The sequence below is a fragment of the Bradyrhizobium sediminis genome, from assembly GCF_018736085.1.
In the GTDB taxonomy this organism is placed as follows: domain Bacteria; phylum Pseudomonadota; class Alphaproteobacteria; order Rhizobiales; family Xanthobacteraceae; genus Bradyrhizobium; species Bradyrhizobium sediminis.
Window position 1 is genome coordinate 5,108,725 of record NZ_CP076134.1, and the last position, 19,723, is coordinate 5,128,447.

Sequence of the window (19,723 nt, forward strand, 5' to 3'; positions counted from 1 at the left end):
ACCCTGTGGCAGACGGATACCGCATCATCGGCGCCGAGATGTCGCCTTACTCGGTCAAGGTCCGCTCCTATTTTCGCTACAAGGCCATTCCGCACCAATGGATTTTGCGCAATGCGGCAAGCCAGGCGGAATATGACAAATACGCCAAAATGCCGATCATTCCGCTGGTGATCACACCCGAGGGCACTGGCATCCAGGATTCCACTCCGATCATCGAGCAGATGGAAAAGCTGCATCCGGAGCCTTCGATCCATCCCGACGACGCAATCGCCAACTATGTCTCCACGCTGATCGAGGAATTCGGCGACGAGTGGGGCAACAAATGGATGTTTCACTACCGCTGGGCGCGCGAGGTCGACCAGCGCGCCTCGGCCGGGCGCATCGCCCGGATGCGCAGCCCGAAAGCGGGCGAAGCCGAGCATGATGCCTTCGCCGACAAGGTGCGAACCCGCATGGTGGGCCGAGTCTGGTTCGTCGGATCGAACGAAATGACCGCGCCGCAGATCGAGGAAGGTTTTCGGGACATGCTCGGCCTGCTCGACGATCACCTCGCCAAGCGGCCTTATCTGTTCGGCGGGCGGCCCGCGTTCGGCGACTTCGGTCTCTGGGGGCAGTTTTACGAGCTGTGGACCGATCCGACCGCAGGCGCCCTGATCGAGGGCAATGCGCCGCATGTACTCGACTGGGTCCACCGCATGCTGTGGCCGCGGGCGGAAGGCGCGTTCGAAAGCTGGACCGCGCTGGCGCCGACCCTGATGCCGATTTTGGTCAAGCAGGTCGGCAGACAATTCTGGCCGTGGACGCTCGCCAACGAGGCCGCGCTGAGGGAAGCCAACGAAGAATTCAGCGTTACGCTCGGCGACAAGGTCTGGACCCAGAAGCCGCAGAAATATCATGCGCGGTCGCTCGGCATGCTGCGCGCCAAATACGCCGAAGTGCCCGACAAAGGCGCGCTCGATATGGTGCTGGCCGCGGCGGGTTGCCTTGCAGGATTGCGCGCCTAGATACGGACTCCCCGCCATTCGAGGACAGCCCCATGGAAATGCCTGACTACAACGTCGCCCTGATCGTCGGCGCCGGCGAAGGCCTCAGCGCATCGCTGGCGCGGCTGCTGGCCAAACAAGGCATTCGCGTCGCGCTGGCCGCTCGCAAGATCGAAAAGTTGGGAGCGCTCTGCACCGAAACCGGCGCCCGCGCCTTTGCCTGCAACGCCACCGATCCTGATGAAGTCGAGCGGCTGTTCGGCATGGTGGAGCGCGAGATCGGGTCGCCGGACCTCGTCGTCTACAACGCCAGCGGCCGTGCCCGCGGCGCGTTCACCGACCTGGTGCCGGCGGATGTCGCACAAGCCATCGCCGTCAGCGCGTTCGGCGGCTTTCTGGTGGCGCAGCAGGCGGCACGACGGATGCTGCCGAACCAGCACGGCGCGATCCTGTTCACCGGGGCTTCGGCAAGCGTCAAGGGCTATCCGCAATCCGCACCCTTCGCGATGGGCAAGTTCGCGCTGCGCGGGCTGGCGCAGAGCATGGCGCGCGAATTGTCGCCGCGGGGCATTCACGTCGCGCATTTCGTCATCGACGGCGGCATCCGCAGCGCGGCGCGCAGCGAGCCCGCCGAACGGCCGGATTCGATGCTCGATCCCGACGCCATTGCCTTGAGCTACTGGAACGTGCTGCAGCAGCCGCGCAACGCCTGGACCTGGGAGCAGGAATTGCGGCCCTGGGTGGAGAAGTTTTAGCGCAACACCGTCATTCCGGGATGGTGCGTAGCACCAGACCCGGAATCTCGAGATTCCGGGTTCGATGCTTCGCATCGCCCCGGAATGACGGAGGCAATAACAAAAACAAAAAATTGGGGGAATCATGATTACCGAGATCGACACCGGCACCAATGAACTGTTGTGCGTCATCCGCGACCGCGTCGCCATCATCACGCTGAACCGCCCGGAAGTCCGCAACGCGATGTCGGACAATCTGACGCCGGCGCTGCGCAACATGATCAAGGCCAGCGGCGAGAATCCAGACGTCGGCGCGCTGCTGATCACCGGCGCCGGCACCGCCTTCTGCGCCGGCGGCAACGTCAAGGGCATGGGCGCCCATCGCGACAAGACGAAGCTGGAGATGTCCTATGACGAGAAGGTCGCGGACCTTCAGGAACGCCAGCGATTGTTGACAGGCGCGCTGGTCTCGGTGCGCAAGCCGACCATCGCAGCGCTGCCCGGCCCCGCGGTCGGCGCCGGCCTGGCGCTGGCCATGGCCTGCGACATCCGGATCGCCGCCGAATCGGCCTTCGTCTCCACCGGCTATCTGCGGGTGGCGCTGAGCGGCGACTACGGTATCGCATGGCTGTTGACGCGGCTGGTCGGAACATCGCGGGCGCGCGAACTGATGTTCACCGGCGACAAGGTCGAGGCGAAGCGGGCCGAGACGATCGGCCTCGTTAACCGCGTGGTGCCGGACGCCAAGCTTCAGGAAGAGGCCTTTGCACTGGCGAAATCGATGGCGGAAGGCCCGACGCTGGCGTTGCGCTACATGAAGGACAATCTCGATGAAGCCCTGCTGTTCGATTTCGCCACCGCGCGCGACCATGAGGCGGAGCGGCTGGTCCGCCTCACCACGACCGCCGACCACCGCGAAGCAGTGCAGGCCTTCATCGACAAGCGCAGGCCGGTGTTCAAGGGAAACTAGTACCCGGAATCATAAGTCACTAAGACGGCGTCCTTTGACGCGGCGCTGGTGGACTTTGGATTTTGTCCAGATGAACGGCTCCGCATGTTTGTTGTAGGCTTTGACGAAGGCATTAATGTGCTGCTTGAGTTGCTCGACCGAGGTGAATGATGCGCCGGTCAGCGACTGGCCCTGCAAGATGGAGAACCAGCCCTCGACCTGATTGAGCCACGAGGCGCGTGTCGGCGTAAAGTGGAATGTCACAAGCGGGTGGCGTTTCAGCCATTCGTCGTTCTTCTGGTGCGTATTCAGATTGTCGAGGATGACCTTGAGCCGTGCCTTTGGATAGGCGGCGACGACGTCATCCATGAAGTCGAGGAATTCCTTGCGGCGACGGCGTTTCTTGTGTGTGGCCCGGACCTTGCCAGTGGCGACCTCAAAGGCGGCAAACAGGGTTGTCGTGCCATGCCGCTTGTAGTCGTGGCTTTGCCCGGTCAGGGCGCGCCCGTTCGGCAGTTTCAAGTAACCCTGCGCCCGTTCAAGTGCCTGGATCGACGGTTTCTCATCGACGCACAGGACGATCGCGTTCTTCGGCGGCGCCAGATAGAGGCCGACCACATCGGCGGCCTTTGCCGCAAAATCCGGGTCGTTGCTCTCGCACCAGCTTTTGCGTCCGGCCAGATCGATCTTCTGCTTGCGCAGCGATCGCCAAACATACTGCACATCGACGTCGCCCAAAGCCCGCGCGATCAGTGGCCCGTTCCAGCGTGCAAAACCCTTGGGCGGCGGCTGGTCGAGAACCTTGCGAATGCGCTGGTCGGTCGCCTCGTCGTAGATCGGCGGGGTGCCGGACCGCAGCCGATCCTCCAGCCCATCAAGGCCTTCGCGCGCGTAACGGATACGCCACAAGCTGACCGTGGTCGGCGTCGTCTCCAGCTCGCGGGCGATCTCCCGTGTCGCGTGCCCGCCGGCCGCCTCCAACACGATCCGTATCCGCAACAGCTGCCGCTGCTCGGTGCTGCCGGCGCGCAACCGCGCTTCAAGGATCGCGCGATCTCCCGGCCGCAGCCGGACTTTCATGGCATCGCTTATCATGCCATCTTGAATCACGCCGCAACGCCGCACGATAGTGCAAATATGACTCAGTCACTTCGGATAGTGGGTACTAGGTTTCAGATCGAGACCTGATGCGCCATCTGCCGGGCCGCCAGCCGCCAGCTGGCGCAGGGAATTTCCTGCGGCGCGACGTCGATGTGCTTTTCGAAGCGCGCCAGTTTCCAGTCGCCGGGCGAGTGCGTGAAGGCGAAACCGGACTTGCGGGCAAGGCCGAGCATGGCGTCGTTGGAACGCAGCGTGTCGCCAAACAGCCGCGTGGCGCCGAACGCCGCCGCGCGGCATTCCAGATTGCCGAGCAATACGGAGCCCACGCCGTGGCCCTGCCAGCGGTCGTGGATCGACAGGCCGAACTCGAAACTATCGGTCTCGGCGTCGAACGCATAGCGGGCTTCGCCGACGATGGTCTCGGCGCCGTCGACCGTCATCATTGCGACCACGCTGAAGCGGTCGGCCTCGCCGACATGGACGAAACGATCGAGTTCGGCCGGCGGCAATTCGCTGATGGCGCCGAGGAAGCGGTTGTAGCGGGAGCGGGTCGAGAGCGACCGGAAGTAGCTCTGCAACGCGTCTGCGTCGCGTGGCTCGACGAAGCGCACGGTCAGCGACTTGCCGCTGCGCAGGCGCAGGATATCGGAATGCTGCCGGAGGTCGTCGAGACGAAGCGCGGTCATGGCTGGATTCCCTTGGGTTTCGAAAAGCCGATGGCCGGCGTCCCCCCTGCCTTCAAGCCCGCCAAAACGGCTTTTCGGCTTCGTGGACGATGTCGCTCCAGGACAGGCCGATGTCGTGCAGGTCACGGCTGGTGAGTTCGGCCAGTTGGCGCCGGTCATGCTGGCGCTTGCGCCAGACGCGGAAGGTGTCGACGACCCCGGCGAAACCACCGGATTGATGATTATTTATCATCGATTCATGGGTCAAAGTGGACATGTTCATCTCCTGTGGCTAGGCTGTTGGTGCCAATATCTGTGCCCTTCAGGCTTTCGACAAACGACACTTTGTGCCGCTTCGCATGATATAAACTCATGAATTTGGATTGACCCGGGATGACCGCGAGACTGCCGTCGCTGAATGGATTGCGCGCCTTCGAGGCCGCGGCCCGGCATCTGAGCTTCACCGTTGCGGCGTCCGAGCTGAACGTCACGCAGACCGCGATCAGCCATCAGATCCGGCGGCTCGAGCAGGAGCTCGGCATCAAACTGTTCGTCCGGCAGAACCGCGCGCTGACGCTGACGCCGGAGGCCAAGGAATATCTCCCCGGGGTCCGCGCCGCGTTCAACGATCTCAGGCTCGCCACCGACCGGCTGCAGCGCCGGGACAACGACCATGTGCTGACGGTCAGCACATTGGCCTCGCTGGCGGCGAAGTGGCTGCTGCCGAAACTTTCCGCATTCCAGGAGGCGCATCCCGGCATCGACGTCCGCATCACCACTTCAACCACCCTCGTCGATTTCAAGAGCGGCGATGTCGATGCCGCGATCCGCTATGGCCGCGGTCAATGGCCGGGCCTGCGCGCCGACTGGCTGATGGCCGACCAGCTATTCCCGGTCTGCAGTCCGGCCTTGCTGGCGGGCGACAAGCCGCTGCGGCAGCCGGAGGATCTCGCCGACCACGTGCTGCTTCACACCAGCGGCGGAGCGGAGGACGACTGGCGGCTGTGGCTCACGGCCGCGGGCCTGCCGACCAACCTCTCGAAACAGCCCGGCGTCACCTTCGATCTCACCTTCATGACCCTGCAGGCCGCGATCGACGGGCTCGGCGTCGCCATGGGCCGGACCTCCTACGTCGAGGCCGATATCGCCAAGGGCCGCCTGGTGGTGCCGTTCGATATCGCCCTGCCGGTGGACGCCGGCTTCTACCTGGTGTCGCCCGAGGCCAGGGCCGATGCCCCCAAACTGGCGGCATTTCGGCATTGGCTAAAGGCATCGATCCATGGCAAACGGGAAGAGCTTGGCAAACCCGAGCCGCGGCCTGAACCGAACGAGCCCGCCCGGCGCCGCCGGGTTTGATTTCCGTGCAAACAATAATAACAAGACGCATGGTCGACCTCTCCCGAAAATTCGATTGTTTGGTGATCGGCGGCGGCAACGCGGCGCTGTGCGCCGCAATCAGCGCGCGGCGCTCCGGCGCTTCGGTGCTGGTGCTGGAAGGCGCCCCGAAATTCTATCGCGGCGGCAACACCCGCCACACCCGCAACATGCGCTGCGCCCATGACGCGGCGACCGACATCCTGACCGGGCCCTATACCGAGCAGGAATTCTGGGAAGATTTGCAGCTTGTGACCGAGGGCCAGACCGACGAGGAACTCGCCCGCCACATGATCCGGGAGTCGAAGGACATCCTGGGCTGGGTGGTCGAACAGGGCGTGCGCTGGCAGCCGTCGCTCGGCGGCACGCTGAGCCTCGGCCGCACCAACTCGTTCTTCCTCGGCGGCGGCCGGGCGATGCTGAACGCGCTGTATCTCACCGCCGAACGGCTCGGCGTCGACATCCTCTACGACGCCGAAGTGCTCGACCTCGACATCGACAACGGCATGTTTCTCTCCGCTGATCTCAAGCAGGGCGACGGCCGCGTCACGGTGCGCGCCGCGACGCTGGTGGCGGCCGCCGGCGGCTTCGAGGCCAACATCGAATGGCTGAAGCAGTATTGGGGCGAGGCCGCCGACAATTTCCTGATCCGCGGCACGCCCTATAATCGCGGATCGATCCTGAAAATGCTGCTTAACAAGGGCGTCCAGCAGGTCGGCGATCCCACCCAATGCCACGCGGTGGCGATCGACGCCCGGGCGCCGAAATTCGACGGCGGCATCATCACCCGGCACGACTCGGTCGTGTTCGGCATCGTCGTCAACAAGCACGGCTTGCGGTTCTACGACGAGGGCGAGGATATCTGGCCGAAGCGCTATGCGATCTGGGGCCGGCTGGTCGCGGCCCAACCCGACCAGATCGCCTACATCGTCTTCGATGCCAGCGTGCGCAACAGCTTCATGCCGACGCTGTTCCCGCCGATCGAGGCCAACTCGATCGCCGAACTCGCCGGCAAGTTCGAACTCGATGCGGCGGTGCTGGAAAAAACCGTCGCCGAGTTCAACGCCGCGGTCAGGCCCGGCACCTTCGATCACACCATCCTCGACGATTGCCGCACCGAGGGCCTGACGCCGCCGAAGACGCATTGGGCGCGGAAGATCGAAACGCCGCCCTATTATGCCTATCCGGTGCGGCCCGGCATCACCTTCACCTATCTCGGCACCCGCGTGAACAAACAGGCGCGCATGCTGATGAAGGACGGCAAGCCTGCCGCCAACATGTTCGCCGCCGGCGAGATCATGGCGGGCAACGTGCTCGGCAAGGGCTACGCCGCCGGCATCGGCATGACCATCGGCAGCGTGTTCGGGCGGATCGCGGGACGGGAAGCGGCGCAAAATGCACGGAACTAAGATCCTCGAGGAAGCCGACCGGCTGATGACGGTCTGCAATTCCTGCCGCTACTGCGAAGGCCTCTGCGCGGTTTTTCCGGCGATGGAAATGCGCCGTTCGTTTTCCGACGGCGACCTCAATTATTTCGCCAATCTCTGCCACGCTTGCGGCGCCTGCTACACCGACTGCCAGTTCTCGCCGCCGCATGAATTCAACGTCAACGTCCCGAAGACGCTGGCCGTCGCCCGCGCCGAATCCTGGGCCGCCTATGCCTGGCCCCGCGCCTTTGCCGGCCTGTTCGCGCGCAACGGGCTTGCCATCAGCCTGATCGCAGCGCTCAGCGTCGCGGCGTTCATCTTCGGCTTCGCCGCGCTGAACGACCGGCAGGTGCTGTTCGGAATCCATACCGGCCCCGGCGCGTTCTACAAACTGATGCCGCACAACGCGATGGCCGCGCTGTTCGGCGCGGCGTTGCTTTATGCGTTGGTCGCGCTTGTCATGGGCGTGCGCGCATTCTGGCGCGATATCGGCGAGCCGATCGGCATGCTGGTGGATCCGCCCTCGCTGTGGCAGGCGATGAAGGATGCAACGCAACTGCGCTATCTCGACGGCGGCGGGGTCGGCTGCGTCAACGAGGACGAGCGGCCGAGCGACCTGCGCAAGATCCATCATCACCTGACCTTCTACGGATTCGCACTCTGCTTCGCCGCAACCTGCGTCGCGACGCTGTATCACTACCTGATCGCGCGCGAGGCGCCGTATCCATGGTGGGACCTGCCGGTCGTGCTGGGCACGCTGGGCGGCATCGGACTTCTGATCGGACCGGCGGGCTTGCTCGCCGAAAAATGGAAGCGCGACCCGGCACTGGTCGATCAGAAGCGCATGGGCATGGACGTCGCCTTCATCGCCATGCTGTTCCTGACCAGCCTGACCGGCATGGCGCTGCTGCTGTTGCGCGACACCGCGGCGATGGGTCCGCTGCTGGCGCTGCATCTCGGCGTGGTGTTCTCGCTGTTCATCACCATGCCCTACGGCAAATTCGTGCACGGCATCTATCGCTTTGTCGCGCTGGTGCGCTATGCGAGGGAGCGGCGGATGATGGCGGGAGTCTAATTCCGTCATTGCCATTTCTCGGCCCTCTCCACTCGTCGTCCCGGCCTTGAGCCGGGACCCATAACCACCGGCCCGAGTTGTTGAGAGAAAGCCGTCCACCAGCGCGCTCAATAATGACCGCCGCGGCGTATGGGTCCCGGATCAGCGCTCGCTGTGCTCGCTTGTCCGGGACGACGAAACCTATTTCCGATTCGGATTTCAAACAACAGATACGCGTCCGCATTCTCGCGGCACGATTTTGCCCGAGCTTTGCATTTCGTTGTCCCTCGAGAAAGGAGGGAGCAGGGAATGCCGGGTGCGCGCTGCACCCGCGATCTCGTGTGCAAAATGTGCGAAGAAAAACGCACACGAGCATACAGGTTCAGCGGAGGCAATCCGGCATTCCCTGCGCAATGGCTTTACGGCTTATACTGTGCTCTCCTCGGCGATCAGGATTTGTTTGTCACCGTCGCCCCGCGGATTGACGGCTGGCCCGACGCCCGGTTGGGCCGGCTTCGCCTCCGCGGAACTTGACGCCAACCCAGAGGCTGTCAGGACCACACGACTTCACCGTACGCTTCAGCGCCGTCGTCAGCACGCCGTTCGGTCGCTCACGGAGTTGAACCCGCCCTGCAACCACCTGCGCGCCTGACGCTGCCGCGTCCACCGCATCCCATCCCAACGTTCGTGACGATGGCCAACGCCCCTTCCTCGGGGACAGGATGGCGGGAGTCCTAGAGATGATTTGCCCGACAACGAAAGCGAAATCTTGCCCGACGGGTTATTTTGCCGCAGCCACGCCACGCGTGATGTCCGCAATGTGCCCAACTTCAGCCGCGAGCGCGCTTCCTCCTGCGCGGGCTGGCGTATAAGAGAGAATCACTTGGTCGAAGCAGGCGCGGACGGACATTTCAACCGGGGCACGGCATGTTAAATCGATTTGCGGCGCGATCCACCGGGGCGATGCGAATTTGGGGGCCTCCCGTCATTGTGACGTTCGCGGCGATGACGGCGCTGACCGCCGGCGCCGCGGCGAGACAGGCCCGCCCCGCGCCACCCACCGAGGCTGCGGCGCCGCGCGAGACAGGCGAGCCGGTCATGGCGATCGTCTCGATCAAGAGCCAGCAGGTCACCTTCTACGACGCCGACGGCTGGATCCTGCGCGCGCCGGTATCGACCGGCACCACGGGACGCGAGACGCCAGCCGGCGTCTTCGCCGTCCTCGAGAAGAACAAGGACCATCGCTCGAACATGTATGACGATGCCTCGATGCCGAACATGCAGCGCATCACCTGGAACGGCATCGCGCTGCACGGCGGGCCGCTGCCCGGATATGCGGCCTCGCACGGCTGCGTGCGCATGCCCTTTGGCTTTGCCGAGAAGCTGTTCGAGAAGACGTGGATCGGGATGCGCGTGATCATCTCGCCTGATAACGCCGAGCCGGTCGAGTTCTCCCATCCTGCCCTGTTGGTGCCGAAGGCAGAGGCCATCGCGGCCGCGCCGGCCAGGGCCGAGGCGCTCGCCCGCGAGGCGGCCGAGGCTGCGAGGTCAGCCGGCGAGGCGAAGAAAGCCGCCGCGAAAGCACCGCGCGAGGCGGCATCGCTGACGTCGTCGCTGCGCAAGCTGGAGGGGCTCAAGACCCGCGCCGAGGCCGAACTCGCCGCCGCCGACAAGGCGCTCGCCGCCGCCAAAGCGGATGAGGCCAGAGCGCGGGCCGAGGATCTCAAGCAAAAGGGCGCCGCCAGGGCCGCGGACCTGGGCACGCAACTCGACACCGCCAGGGCCGACGCGAAACCGAAGCTCGAGGCCGCCGCCGCCGCCAAGGACGTCGCCAAGGCGGCCGAGAGGAGGAAGGCCGACACCGCCAAGGCGGCAGGCGAAGCCAAGCTCGCACTGGAGCCGGCGTCGATCTTCATCAGCCGTGCGACGCAGAAGCTTTACGTGCGGCGCAACACGCATAAGCCGGCGCCGGACGGGGGCGGCGAGGTGTTCGATGCGACCATCGAGGTTCCGGTCACGATCCGCGATCCCGGCAAGCGGATCGGCACCCATGTGTTCACGGCGATGGCGCGCAACGACGCCGGCCTGCGCTGGAACGCGGTCACGATCGACAACGCCGACGACGCCAAGGCCGCGCTCGACCGCATCACCATCCCGCAGGCGGTGCTCGAGCGCATCGCGCCGACCGCATTGCCGCGATCCTCGATCGTCATCTCGGACGAGCCGCTGAGCGCAGAGACCAACTATCGCACCGAGTTCGTCGCGGTGCTGAGCCATCAGCCGCAAGGCGGCTTTATCACGCGCAAGCCCACGCCCGATATCTACGTCGCGGAGCAGAACTTCTGGGGCGACAACAGCGGCTTCGGCTTCTTTTCCCAGCCTAATCGGGACTTCCAACCCGCCAACCCGCGTCCGCGCGGCGACCCGTACTATCGTCAGAGGCAACCGGGCTGGTGGTAGGACGCGGCACGTCACCGCGTAGACCGCATGGTTGATCGGGGGCAATAGCGCCATTTTGACCGCTGATGGGCCACTCCCGATATGCCCCGAGACATTGTCAGGCCGCCCCGACATGTCCGAAAGGTGCCAGAAGCGGACTCGCGGGGCGGCAGGTGAACAGGAAGCAGGATCACGAGCATGACAGTTCTTCGCATCGCTGCATTTTCAGACGGTAATAAAGGCGGCAATCCTGCCGGTGTTTGGATCGGCGACGATTTTCCGCCTGCATCGAAGATGCAAGCGATGGCAGCGGATGTTGGGTTCTCGGAAACGGCCTTCGCGGCTCCCGAGGGTGGCGCATGGCGCGTTCGGTATTTTTCGCCACTATGTGAAGTGCCGTTTTGTGGACACGCCACCATCGCTCTGGGGGCAGCTCTTGCACTTCAACACGGCGACCGAACCTTTGAACTGAAGCTGAATCGCGCAGATATTTCGGTCGCTGGCCGCCGAGACGGCCAGACAATTGCAGCGGCGCTTCAATCACCGCCGACACGCAGCGCACCCATTGATCCCTTGCTACAAGCGGATTTGCTGCAACTTCTTGACTACTCGATCGACGATCTCGACTTGAAAATTCCGCCCGCGAAGATCCACGGCGGTGCCGACCATGTCGTCATGGCTCTCAAAACGCGCAACGCGCTTGCTCGCATGCGCTATGACCTCAAGCTCGGCCGAGAACTGATGGAAAAAGCCGGATTAGTCACGGTCGCGCTTGTTACGGCAGAGAACCCGCAATTGTTCCATGTCCGCAATGCGTTTGCAGTCGGAGGCGTACTGGAGGACCCGGCAACAGGTGCAGCCGCCGCTGCGTTTGCAGGATACTTACGCGACATAGGCTGGCCGCACGGGGGTGTCATTAATATTGTTCAGGGAGAAGACATGGGGATGCGATCGCTTATCCGTGCGGAGATTAGCGAGATTGCGGGCAGTTCAATAAGGGTATCAGGGACGGCACGCATCATGAACGACGCATGATGTCTCATTCGTGTCCACTTTGCCGTGTCGGCGGGATGTCCGGTTAGGGGCAAAGAAGCGGCGGATGATGGAGCATAGGTTTTGGCCCATCAACGTCATTGCGAGCCCAGCGAAGCAATCCATTCTAACAAACAAAGAAAGAATGGATTGCTTCGTCGCAAGCGCTCCTCGCAATGACGGAAACCAAAAGTGTCGTGTCATTCCGGGGCGACGCATAAGCGTCGAACCCGGAATCTCGAGGTTCCGGATTCGCCCGCTTCGCGTGCGCTCCGGAACGACGACTACAGATCCACCACCACGTAATCGCTCTCGACCGACACCGCGAGCGTCTCCGCCACATACGGCCCCTTCACCACGCTCGAGCCCGGCTCGACATTGACAGGATAGGCGCGGGTGCGGAATTTTTTGGGGTCGCAGTACGATTGCCCGGTGCGAATGTCGAACTCCCAGCCGTGCCAGGGGCAGCGCAGGATTTCGCCGTGCCTTGTGTATTCGATCTCGCCGGGATTGGAGGACTGCGCGAGCCCGATCAGCGGGCCTTCGCATAGCGCCGCGCCCTGATGCGGACAGCGGTTCAACAGGCCGAAGAATTCGCCGTTGATGTTGAAGATCGCGATCGGCCGCTCGTCGATGGTGAGGAATTTGCGCGTGCCCGGCGGCAGTTCGTCCACCGGGGCGATGACGTGGCGGGTCATGAGATTCCGTACAGCTTCAGCGCGTTGGTCAGATAGAACGCTTCGCGGTTGGCGTCGCTGACGCCGGCGGGCAGCACCCGCGAGGGTTCGTCGTAATCCCAATGCGGATAGTCGGTCGCGAACAGCAATTTGTCCCAGCCGATCCAGTCGATCACGTCGAACAGATGATCGCGCCGCTCCGGGTCTTCCATCGGTTGCGTGGTCCAGAAGATGTGATCGCGGAGATATTCCGACGGCTTGCGCTTGAGGTGCGGCACCTCGCCGTGCAGCTTCTCGAAGACCTTGTCGAGCCGCCACGACAGCGACGGCGCCCAGCCGAAGCCGGCCTCGATCATGATCATCTTCAGTTTCGGGTGCCGTTCGAACACGCCTTCCAGCACGAGGCTGGCGAGCGCGGTCTGCTGGCACTGCGAATGGCCAACCATCTCCTCGATGTAGTAGCTCGGCCAGCCCGAGGCGGTGATCGGATTGCCGCCGAAGCCGAAGGCGTGCACGCCGACCGGAAGCCCGGCCTCCTCCGCCGCCTGATAGATCGGCCAGTAACGGCGCTGGCCGAGCGGCTCGACGTTGCGGCTGAGCAAGAGCACCTGGACGAAGTTCCTGTCTCCGGCGCGCTTGCGGATTTCGGCGGCAGCCGCCATGCCGTCCTCGTTGGCGACCACGACGGAGGCTTTCAGCCGGCTGTCCTTGCTGGTCCATTTCTCGATCTGCCAGTCGTTGATGGCGGTCGCCAATGCTGCGGACAGATCGTGATTGCGCATGCCCTGCCCGGTGGCGCCGAGCGGGTTGAGCACGCCGAGCGCCACATTGTTGGGATCGAGATGCTGCTTCTGCATGAACGACAGCGACGAGCCCTGCTGCCCGCCTTCCGGCGGCCAAGCGTCGCGGCGCGACGCATTCGGCTGCGTCTTGGGATAGGGCGGGCCTTCCATCATGCCCTGATAGGCATGGACGCCAAAGGTTTCGAGATGGCCGTGCCAGCGCCTGGCGAGGAACGGGTACAGTTCGTCCCTGGTGGCGCGCGCGGGATGGATATCGCAATCGGCAATCGCAGTCTTGACGCTCGCCGACGATGCCGGCTCCGGACGATCACGAAACTGCACGTTCATGGCGTCGTCTCCTTCAGCACCGCCTGCTTCAGCCGTGGGTAGGTCGCGTGCGGGTTGTCGATCATGATCTTGCGCACGAGGTCTGAAGATATCCCTTCGGGCAGCACCGCATCGCCGTCGAATTGCCAGTGCGGGTAGTCGGTCGAGAATAGGAGCAATTCGTCCGACTGCATATGGTCGAACAGCCGGTTCAGGATCGCCGGGTCCGGCGGCGCATCGACCGGCTGCAGCGAGAAGCGGATGTTGCTGCGCACAATTTCCTGGGGCGAGCGGTCCACCCACGGCGTTTCCATGCGCGCGCCGCGCCAGAACTTGTGCAGCCGCCACAGATAGGCCGGCAGCCAGGTGAAGCCGGACTCCAGCATCACCATCTTCAGGTCAGGGTGCCGCGCGAACACGCCTTCGACGATCAGGCTGGTCAATTGGGTCTGGAACGCCTGTGCCTGCGCGACGTAGTCCTCGATGTGATAGGAGCCCCAGCCGACCGAGGTCGGCGGGTTGTGATAGGCGCTGCCGGCGTGAATTCCGATCGGCAACCCCAGCCGTTCGGCGGCGGCGTAGATCGGCCAGTAGGCGCGCTTGCCCAAGGGCATGTCGCCCATCACCAGCATCAGCACCTGGACGAAGCGCTTGTCTTGGGCGCAGCGCTCGATCTCGGCCACCGACTTCTCGATGCTCTGCACCGGTATCACGATCGAGCCGCGCAGCCGCTCGTCCTTGTCGAGCCATTCCCTGACCAGCCAGTCGTTCAGCGCGCGGCAGAACGCGTCCGCCATGTCCTCGGAGAACACCATCTGCACGCCGTACAGCGGATTGCAGATGCCATAGCTGACGGCGAAACGGTCGAGCGCCTGCGCCTGCATGTCCTGAAGGCTCGAGCCCGGCTTGCCCTGCGCCGGGCGCCAGTCCGGCCGCGAGGAGATCGGCGAATGGGTCGGATAGGATTGCGACACCAGATCGGTCATGCCGCGGGTCGTGACCTGATCGCGCCAGTAATCGTTGAGATAGGGCAGAAGGCTGGTCAGATGAGGAACGGCTGGATGCAGATCGCAATCCACGCCGCCCGCGATCGGTGACGTCATGACCTCAAGGTTTCCTCTTCGCTCTAGTTAGCGCTTGTTGGCTCTTGTTCGCTCTTTGGCGCCCTTCGAATTCGGCGTTGGCTCGCTGAATCCCGGCGCAGAATATGGCCCGCGCGCTTCCCCGTCCATCGGCGGGCCAGCTGCCCACGAGTCGGCAGCCATGCAATCCTGTGCTAGGAGATGACAAAGACGTCGCCAGGGAGGCATGGCATGCAAGGACTGGGAATGGCCGCAGTCACAGCCCTGCTGGCGTTGTCCGCGCCGGCCTTCGCGCAGCAGCAGCCGGCCGCGTCACCGCCGCCGATGGATTATTCGAAGGTCGAGATCAAGACCGTCGCGCTCGGCAACAATGCCTACATGCTCGAAGGCCAGGGCGGCAACATCACCGTGGTGGTGGCGAAGGATGGCATCATCCTGGTCGACGGCCAGTTCGCGCCGCTGCACGACAAGATCAAGGCCGCCGTGGCCGCGATCTCCAGCCTGCCGATCAAATATCTTGTTAACACGCGTTATCCTGGCGACGACATCGGCGGGAACGAGGCCTTCGCCAAGGAAGGCGTCACGGTCGTCGCCCAGGACAATGTCAAAAAGCGGCTCGCGGCGGGCTCCACCAATGGCCTCACCGGCGCCAAGACGCCGCCGGCGCCGCAGGGGGCGCTACCGTCCGACACCTATACGAATTTTTCCAAGATCAGGCTGGGGGGACGCGTTGCCGACCTCAAGCACATCCCCAATGCGCATAGCGACGGCGACACCTATGTCTGGTTCAAGACCGCCCGGGTGCTGGCCACCGGCGATACCTTCACCAATGGCCGCTATCCCGATATCGATTTCGCCAATGGCGGCAACATCAAGGGGATGATCGCGGCCGCCGACGTCTATCTCAAGCTGACCAACGCCAGGACGAAAATCGTGCCGGGTCACGGGCCGGTCGCCGACAAGGCGGCGCTGGCGGAATTCCGCACCATGCTGGTCACCGCGCGCGACCGGATGGCGAAGCTGGTCAAGGACGGCAAGACCGAAGACGAGGCGGTGGCCTTGAAACCGTTCGCCGATCTCGACGCCAAATGGGCGCCGGACGAGCTCGCCAGCAAGAACTTCATCCGTGTCGTCTACCACTCGCTCGCCGACAAGCCCGACAGCAAGCCGGGATTGTTGAAACGAATCTTCCGCAGGAATTGAGAATTCGATGAAAGACCTTGTCCCGATCGCCGAAAACATCGCCGCCAGACTGATCGAGCGGCGCCAGACCATCGCTGTCGCGGAGTCCTCGACCGGCGGATTGATTTCGGCCGCATTGCTCGCGGTGCCCGGCGCCTCGGCCTATTTTCTCGGCTCCGCGGTGGTCTATACGCGCGACGCGCGGCGGATCCTGATGGACATCCCCGACGAGGCGATGAAGGGCATCCGCTCCGCCTCGGAAGTCTACGCCAAACTGCTGGCGAACCAGATCCGCCAGCGCTTCGCCACCGACTGGGGCCTGTCGGAAACCGGCGCCACGGGTCCTGCCGGCAACCGCTACGGCGACGCCGCCGGCCATTGCTGCATGGGAGTCGCGGGTCCGGAGAATGCGGTGATGACGCTCGAGACCGGCAGCGCCGACCGGCTCGGCAACATGCATGTGTTCGCTGCGACGGCGCTGAATCTGCTGCTGCAGAATCTGTCGCGGTGATTGCTGGCCATGTAGACCCGTCATTCCGGGATGGTGCGTAGCACCAGACCTCAGATGTGCAATTGCACATCGGGGAATCTCGAGATTCCGGGTTCGATGCTTCGCATCGCCCCGGAATGACGGCTTGGATGGATTTGCCGAGCCTGTCAGACGACAGCGTCTCACCGCTCGCGGAACGAGCGCATCAGCTGGTCGCTCAGCGGCTTCATCAGATAGGACAGCATGGTGCGGTCGCCGGTCTGCACGAAGGCCTCCACCGGCATGCCGGGGATGATCTTGACCTCGCCGAGGCGCGCGACTTCTTCCGGAGACATCGAGACCCGGATGGTATAATAGCTCTGGCCGGTGCGCTGGTCGGTGGTGACGTCGGGCGAGACACGGGTGACGATGCCGTTCAGCTCCGGCGTGGTGCGCTGATTGAACGCCGACAGCCGCAACACGGTCTTCTGGCCGACCTGCAGCTTGTCGATATCCTGCGGATTGACCTTGGCCTCGACCGAAAGCGCATCGGCTTGCGGAACGATCAGCATGATGGCGTCGCCTGCGGTGATCACGCCGCCGACGGTGTGCACCGTCGACTGCAGCACCACGCCGTCCTGCGGCGCGCGGATGTCGATCCGGCGCAACTGGTCTTCGGCCGTCACCTTGCGTTCGACGAATTCGCCGATCTTGTCGTTGGTCTCGCGCAGATCCTTGGAGACTTCGCTGACCAGGTCCTTGTCGACCTGAATGATCTGCAGCTCGGTCTCGGTGATCTTGCCCCTGGCCTGCGCCCGCGCCGCGATGTATTGCGCCCGCTCGCCGTTGAGCCGCGCCGCGTCGCGCTCGAGCACGGTCAGGCGCGACAACTGCACCAGGTGCTGTTCGTAGAGCGAGCGAACCCCGACCAGTTCCTTTTCGATCAGCGCTATTTCCTTGTCCTTGGCCTTCTCCTGCGCGGTCAGGCCGGCGATCTCCTCGTTCAGCTGCGCCACGCGCTCGCGCAACTGGGACTTCTGTCCGGCGCGTCCGGTGGTGCGCACCTCGAACAGCTTGCTTTCGCTGGCCATGACGTTCTGGACGTCGGGATCGTCGGCGCGATCGAGCAGCATCGGCGGGAATGTGATCCTGTCGAGGCCCCGCTGTTCGGCTTCCAGCCGCGCCGCCCGCGCCCATAGCCCGTTGAGACTCTTGGTGACGATCGCAAGGCTCGCCTTGGTGACGGTGTCGTCGAGCCGCACCACCACGTCGCCGGCCTTGACCGCGGCGCCATCGCGCACGCGCACTTCGCCGACCACGCCGCCGGTCGGATGCTGTACCTTCTTCACATTGGTATCGACGACGATCTGTCCCGGCGCGATCAGCGCGCCCGAGATCTGCGCGGTCGCCGCCCAGCCGCCGAGCCCGCCCGCCAGGACGACGATGACGGCGAGACCGATGACCAGATGCAGCCGGATCGAGGCTTTCGCAGTCCGCATTTTGCTGCCGCTCATGACTTGGCGACTCCTCCCTCGGACACGATCTTGATCGGCGAAGGCGGCGCGACCCGCTGCTGCAGCACCTGCCCCAGCACGGTTTCCTTCGGCCCGAAGGCCTGCATGCGGCCGTCCTTCAGCACCAGCAGCATGTCGACCGCCTCGATCCCGATCGGCCGGTGTGCCACCACCACCACGATGGCGCCGCGCTCGCGCGCGCCGCGCACCGCGCGCGTCAGCGCCTCGTCGCCTTCGGTATCAAGATTGGAGTTCGGCTCATCCAGCACGATCAGGAACGGATTGCCGTACAGCGCCCGCGCCAGCGCCACGCGCTGCGCCTGGCCGGCCGAGAGCGCGGTGCCCTGCTCGCCGATCTGGGTGTCGTAGCCTTCGCGCATCTTGATGATCATGTCGTGGACCCCCGCCTCCTTGGCGGCGGCGATGATCCCCTCCGAGGTGGCGTCCGGATCGAACCGGCAGATATTCTGCGCGACCGTGCCTGCGAACAGTTCGACGTCCTGCGGCAGATAACCGACGTGGCGGCCGAGCACGTCGCTCGACCACTGGTCCAGCGCCGCGCCGTCGAGCCGCACTTTGCCGCGCAGCGGATGCCAGACGCCGACCAGCGCGCGCACCAGCGACGACTTGCCCGATCCGCTCGGCCCGATCACGCCGAGGCCGTTGCCGGCCTCCAGCGCGAACGTCACGTCCTGGACGATGATCTTCTGATCGCCCGGCGGCACGATGCTGACGCTCTCGACCGACAGCCGCTTCGACGGGGTCTGCAGCTGCGTCGGCGCCGTCTGCGCCGGCAATGATTCCAGCAGGCGGTTGAGGCGGTGCCAGCTCTGGCGCGCGGCGACGAAGCCTTTCCAGTGCGCGATGGCGAGATCCACCGGCGCCAGCGCCCGCGCACTCAGGATCGAGCCGGCGATGATGACGCCGGCGGTGGCCTCCTGATTGATCACGAGATAGGCGCCGACCGCGAGCACCGCGGACTGCAGCGTCATGCGCATGACCTTGGCAATAGCGCCGAGACCGCCGGCGACGTCGCTGGCGCGCTGGTTGCCCGCCAGATAATTTTCGTTGGCCTCGCTCCAGCGCCTGGTCAGGCGTCCGGACATTCCCATCGCGACCAGCACTTCGGCATTGCGGCGGCTGGTGGCGGCCAGATCGTTGCGGCGCGCGGCAAGCCCCATGGCCTCGCGCGCCGGCGCGCGCGACATGTATTCGGTGATGATGGTCAGCGTGACCAGAATGATCGCGCCAGCCAGCGCGGTCACGCCGATCAGGACGTGGAAGGCGAAGCAGATCGCCAGATAGAACGGCAACCACGGCAGATCGAAGAACGCGCCCGGCCCCATGCCGGACAGGAACGAGCGGACATTGTCGAGATCGCGCAGCGGCTGCAGGCCTTCGTTGCGCCCGCCCACCATCAGCGGCAGGCGCACCACGGTTTCGAACACGCGGGCATTGAGGGCCTCGTCGAGCGAAGTGCCGATGCGGACCAGGACGCGGCCGCGGATCAGGTCGAGAATGCCCTGGGCGATGTACAAGCCGCCGGCGAGGATGACCAGAGCGACCAGCGTCGGGATGCTGCGGCTCGGCAGCACCCGGTCGTATACCTCCAGCATGAAGATCGAGCCGGTCAGATACAGCAGATTGATCATGCAGCTCATGACGCCGACGCCAAGAAACGCGCTGCGGCAGGCGCGCAACGCATCACCGAGTTCGGAACGCCGGACACCGGGAGCGGCTGCCATCAATTGATCTCTTCACGAGGGGTGCAAGGCCGCTAGTTCTACCGATGTTTGCGGCCATCGTCCATGCAACTGGCGTTAACCTAAACGTCATCGGCAAGCCCACGCAGCGGTCCCATCCTCCGAACGGGGGAGGAGCGGCCCCATGGGCGGCGCAACCGGTATGCGGGGAGCCGGTCGCGGGGGGTGC

General features: G+C 64.4%; 18 protein-coding genes. 10 read left to right on the forward strand and 8 right to left on the reverse strand.

The annotated features are described in order from the left end of the window. The first annotated feature begins 5 nt into the window (after nt 1–5). From KMZ29_RS24570 to KMZ29_RS24580, 3 genes are all read left to right on the forward strand, one after another. Complete coding sequence (locus KMZ29_RS24570; protein WP_249779783.1) at nt 6–1,004, forward strand: glutathione S-transferase family protein; 999 nt, start codon at nt 6–8, stop codon at nt 1,002–1,004. A 32-nt stretch (nt 1,005–1,036) separates the two neighbouring features. After that, on the forward strand, nt 1,037–1,738 hold the full coding sequence (locus KMZ29_RS24575) for an SDR family NAD(P)-dependent oxidoreductase (RefSeq protein ID WP_215621599.1): 702 nt from the start codon (nt 1,037–1,039) through the stop codon (nt 1,736–1,738). Nucleotides 1,739–1,862: 124 nt separating this feature from the next. After that, on the forward strand, nt 1,863–2,687 hold the full coding sequence (locus KMZ29_RS24580; protein ID WP_215621600.1) for an enoyl-CoA hydratase: 825 nt from the start codon (nt 1,863–1,865) through the stop codon (nt 2,685–2,687). Between the two features lie 9 nt (nt 2,688–2,696). On the opposite strand, the gene KMZ29_RS24585 is transcribed toward KMZ29_RS24580, so the two are convergent. The 3 genes from KMZ29_RS24585 to KMZ29_RS24595 all read right to left on the reverse strand — a co-directional run bounded on the left by KMZ29_RS24585 (nt 2,697) and on the right by KMZ29_RS24595 (nt 4,709). Then, nucleotides 2,697–3,761, reverse strand: a complete 1,065-nt coding sequence (locus tag KMZ29_RS24585; protein ID WP_215620943.1) for an IS630 family transposase — start codon at nt 3,759–3,761, stop codon at nt 2,697–2,699. A 77-nt stretch (nt 3,762–3,838) separates the two neighbouring features. Then, nucleotides 3,839–4,453, reverse strand: a complete 615-nt coding sequence (locus KMZ29_RS24590) for a GNAT family N-acetyltransferase (protein WP_215621601.1) — start codon at nt 4,451–4,453, stop codon at nt 3,839–3,841. A 52-nt stretch (nt 4,454–4,505) separates the two neighbouring features. Then, nucleotides 4,506–4,709, reverse strand: coding sequence for a DUF1127 domain-containing protein (locus KMZ29_RS24595; protein WP_215621602.1), 204 nt, complete (start codon nt 4,707–4,709; stop codon nt 4,506–4,508). Nucleotides 4,710–4,825: 116 nt separating this feature from the next. On the opposite strand from KMZ29_RS24595, the gene KMZ29_RS24600 reads away from it, so the two are divergent. The 5 genes from KMZ29_RS24600 to KMZ29_RS24620 all read left to right on the forward strand — a co-directional run bounded on the left by KMZ29_RS24600 (nt 4,826) and on the right by KMZ29_RS24620 (nt 11,761). After that, nucleotides 4,826–5,788, forward strand: a complete 963-nt coding sequence (locus tag KMZ29_RS24600) for a transcriptional regulator GcvA (protein WP_215621603.1) — start codon at nt 4,826–4,828, stop codon at nt 5,786–5,788. Between the two features lie 29 nt (nt 5,789–5,817). Further along, a complete protein-coding gene (gene tcuA / locus KMZ29_RS24605; protein WP_215621604.1) occupies nt 5,818–7,215 on the forward strand; it encodes an FAD-dependent tricarballylate dehydrogenase TcuA in 1,398 nt (465 codons plus the stop codon). After that, nucleotides 7,202–8,308, forward strand: a complete 1,107-nt coding sequence (gene tcuB / locus KMZ29_RS24610) for a tricarballylate utilization 4Fe-4S protein TcuB (RefSeq protein WP_215621605.1) — start codon at nt 7,202–7,204, stop codon at nt 8,306–8,308. The genes tcuA and tcuB overlap by 14 nt, the downstream gene beginning before the upstream one ends. A gap of 906 nt (nt 8,309–9,214) precedes the next feature. Then, nucleotides 9,215–10,747 (forward strand): L,D-transpeptidase, encoded by a 1,533-nt coding sequence (locus KMZ29_RS24615; RefSeq protein ID WP_215621606.1) that lies wholly within the window; start codon nt 9,215–9,217, stop codon nt 10,745–10,747. Nucleotides 10,748–10,924: 177 nt separating this feature from the next. After that, nucleotides 10,925–11,761 carry a PhzF family phenazine biosynthesis protein gene (locus KMZ29_RS24620; protein ID WP_215621607.1) on the forward strand — a complete coding sequence of 279 codons (837 nt, stop codon included), beginning with the start codon at nt 10,925–10,927 and terminating at the stop codon, nt 11,759–11,761. Nucleotides 11,762–12,042: 281 nt separating this feature from the next. Here the strand turns inward: KMZ29_RS24620 and KMZ29_RS24625 are convergent, their stop codons facing one another. The 3 genes from KMZ29_RS24625 to KMZ29_RS24635 are packed head-to-tail and all read right to left on the reverse strand — an operon-like array spanning nt 12,043 to nt 14,647. After that, nucleotides 12,043–12,456, reverse strand: a complete 414-nt coding sequence (locus tag KMZ29_RS24625; RefSeq protein WP_215621608.1) for a Rieske (2Fe-2S) protein — start codon at nt 12,454–12,456, stop codon at nt 12,043–12,045. Next, nucleotides 12,453–13,565 carry an amidohydrolase family protein gene (locus tag KMZ29_RS24630; protein WP_215621609.1) on the reverse strand — a complete coding sequence of 371 codons (1,113 nt, stop codon included), beginning with the start codon at nt 13,563–13,565 and terminating at the stop codon, nt 12,453–12,455. The genes KMZ29_RS24625 and KMZ29_RS24630 overlap by 4 nt, the downstream gene beginning before the upstream one ends. Further along, entirely contained in the window at nt 13,562–14,647 is a 1,086-nt protein-coding gene (locus tag KMZ29_RS24635; RefSeq protein WP_215621610.1) for an amidohydrolase family protein, read from the reverse strand. Before KMZ29_RS24635 ends, KMZ29_RS24630 begins: the two co-directional genes overlap by 4 nt. Nucleotides 14,648–14,872: 225 nt before the next feature. On the opposite strand from KMZ29_RS24635, the gene KMZ29_RS24640 reads away from it, so the two are divergent. After that, nucleotides 14,873–15,829, forward strand: a complete 957-nt coding sequence (locus tag KMZ29_RS24640) for an MBL fold metallo-hydrolase (protein ID WP_215621611.1) — start codon at nt 14,873–14,875, stop codon at nt 15,827–15,829. Nucleotides 15,830–15,836: 7 nt separating this feature from the next. Continuing rightward, nucleotides 15,837–16,319, forward strand: a complete 483-nt coding sequence (locus KMZ29_RS24645; RefSeq protein WP_215621612.1) for a CinA family protein — start codon at nt 15,837–15,839, stop codon at nt 16,317–16,319. 161 nt (nt 16,320–16,480) lie between these two features. Here KMZ29_RS24645 and KMZ29_RS24650 read toward each other — a convergent pair whose 3' ends face one another. Further along, nucleotides 16,481–17,791 (reverse strand): HlyD family type I secretion periplasmic adaptor subunit, encoded by a 1,311-nt coding sequence (locus KMZ29_RS24650; RefSeq protein WP_215621613.1) that lies wholly within the window; start codon nt 17,789–17,791, stop codon nt 16,481–16,483. After that, nucleotides 17,788–19,536, reverse strand: a complete 1,749-nt coding sequence (locus KMZ29_RS24655) for a type I secretion system permease/ATPase (protein WP_215621614.1) — start codon at nt 19,534–19,536, stop codon at nt 17,788–17,790. Before KMZ29_RS24655 ends, KMZ29_RS24650 begins: the two co-directional genes overlap by 4 nt. Nucleotides 19,537–19,723: the final 187 nt, after the last annotated feature.

Excerpts from the sequence above, each read along its gene's own strand:
- KMZ29_RS24575 (WP_215621599.1), top strand. The coding sequence starts at position 1,037 with ATGGAAATGCCTGACTACAACGTCGCCCTGATCGTCGGCGCCGGCGAA.
- KMZ29_RS24580 (WP_215621600.1), top strand. The coding sequence starts at position 1,863 with ATGATTACCGAGATCGACACCGGCACCAATGAACTGTTGTGCGTCATC.
- KMZ29_RS24585 (WP_215620943.1), bottom strand. The coding sequence starts at position 3,761 with ATGATAAGCGATGCCATGAAAGTCCGGCTGCGGCCGGGAGATCGCGCG.
- KMZ29_RS24590 (WP_215621601.1), bottom strand. The coding sequence starts at position 4,453 with ATGACCGCGCTTCGTCTCGACGACCTCCGGCAGCATTCCGATATCCTG.
- KMZ29_RS24595 (WP_215621602.1), bottom strand. The coding sequence starts at position 4,709 with ATGTCCACTTTGACCCATGAATCGATGATAAATAATCATCAATCCGGT.
- KMZ29_RS24600 (WP_215621603.1), top strand. The coding sequence starts at position 4,826 with ATGACCGCGAGACTGCCGTCGCTGAATGGATTGCGCGCCTTCGAGGCC.
- tcuA (WP_215621604.1), top strand. The coding sequence starts at position 5,818 with ATGGTCGACCTCTCCCGAAAATTCGATTGTTTGGTGATCGGCGGCGGC.
- tcuB (WP_215621605.1), top strand. The coding sequence starts at position 7,202 with ATGCACGGAACTAAGATCCTCGAGGAAGCCGACCGGCTGATGACGGTC.
- KMZ29_RS24615 (WP_215621606.1), top strand. The coding sequence starts at position 9,215 with ATGTTAAATCGATTTGCGGCGCGATCCACCGGGGCGATGCGAATTTGG.
- KMZ29_RS24620 (WP_215621607.1), top strand. The coding sequence starts at position 10,925 with ATGACAGTTCTTCGCATCGCTGCATTTTCAGACGGTAATAAAGGCGGC.
- KMZ29_RS24625 (WP_215621608.1), bottom strand. The coding sequence starts at position 12,456 with ATGACCCGCCACGTCATCGCCCCGGTGGACGAACTGCCGCCGGGCACG.
- KMZ29_RS24630 (WP_215621609.1), bottom strand. The coding sequence starts at position 13,565 with ATGAACGTGCAGTTTCGTGATCGTCCGGAGCCGGCATCGTCGGCGAGC.
- KMZ29_RS24635 (WP_215621610.1), bottom strand. The coding sequence starts at position 14,647 with ATGACGTCACCGATCGCGGGCGGCGTGGATTGCGATCTGCATCCAGCC.
- KMZ29_RS24640 (WP_215621611.1), top strand. The coding sequence starts at position 14,873 with ATGGCCGCAGTCACAGCCCTGCTGGCGTTGTCCGCGCCGGCCTTCGCG.
- KMZ29_RS24645 (WP_215621612.1), top strand. The coding sequence starts at position 15,837 with ATGAAAGACCTTGTCCCGATCGCCGAAAACATCGCCGCCAGACTGATC.
- KMZ29_RS24650 (WP_215621613.1), bottom strand. The coding sequence starts at position 17,791 with ATGAGCGGCAGCAAAATGCGGACTGCGAAAGCCTCGATCCGGCTGCAT.
- KMZ29_RS24655 (WP_215621614.1), bottom strand. The coding sequence starts at position 19,536 with ATGGCAGCCGCTCCCGGTGTCCGGCGTTCCGAACTCGGTGATGCGTTG.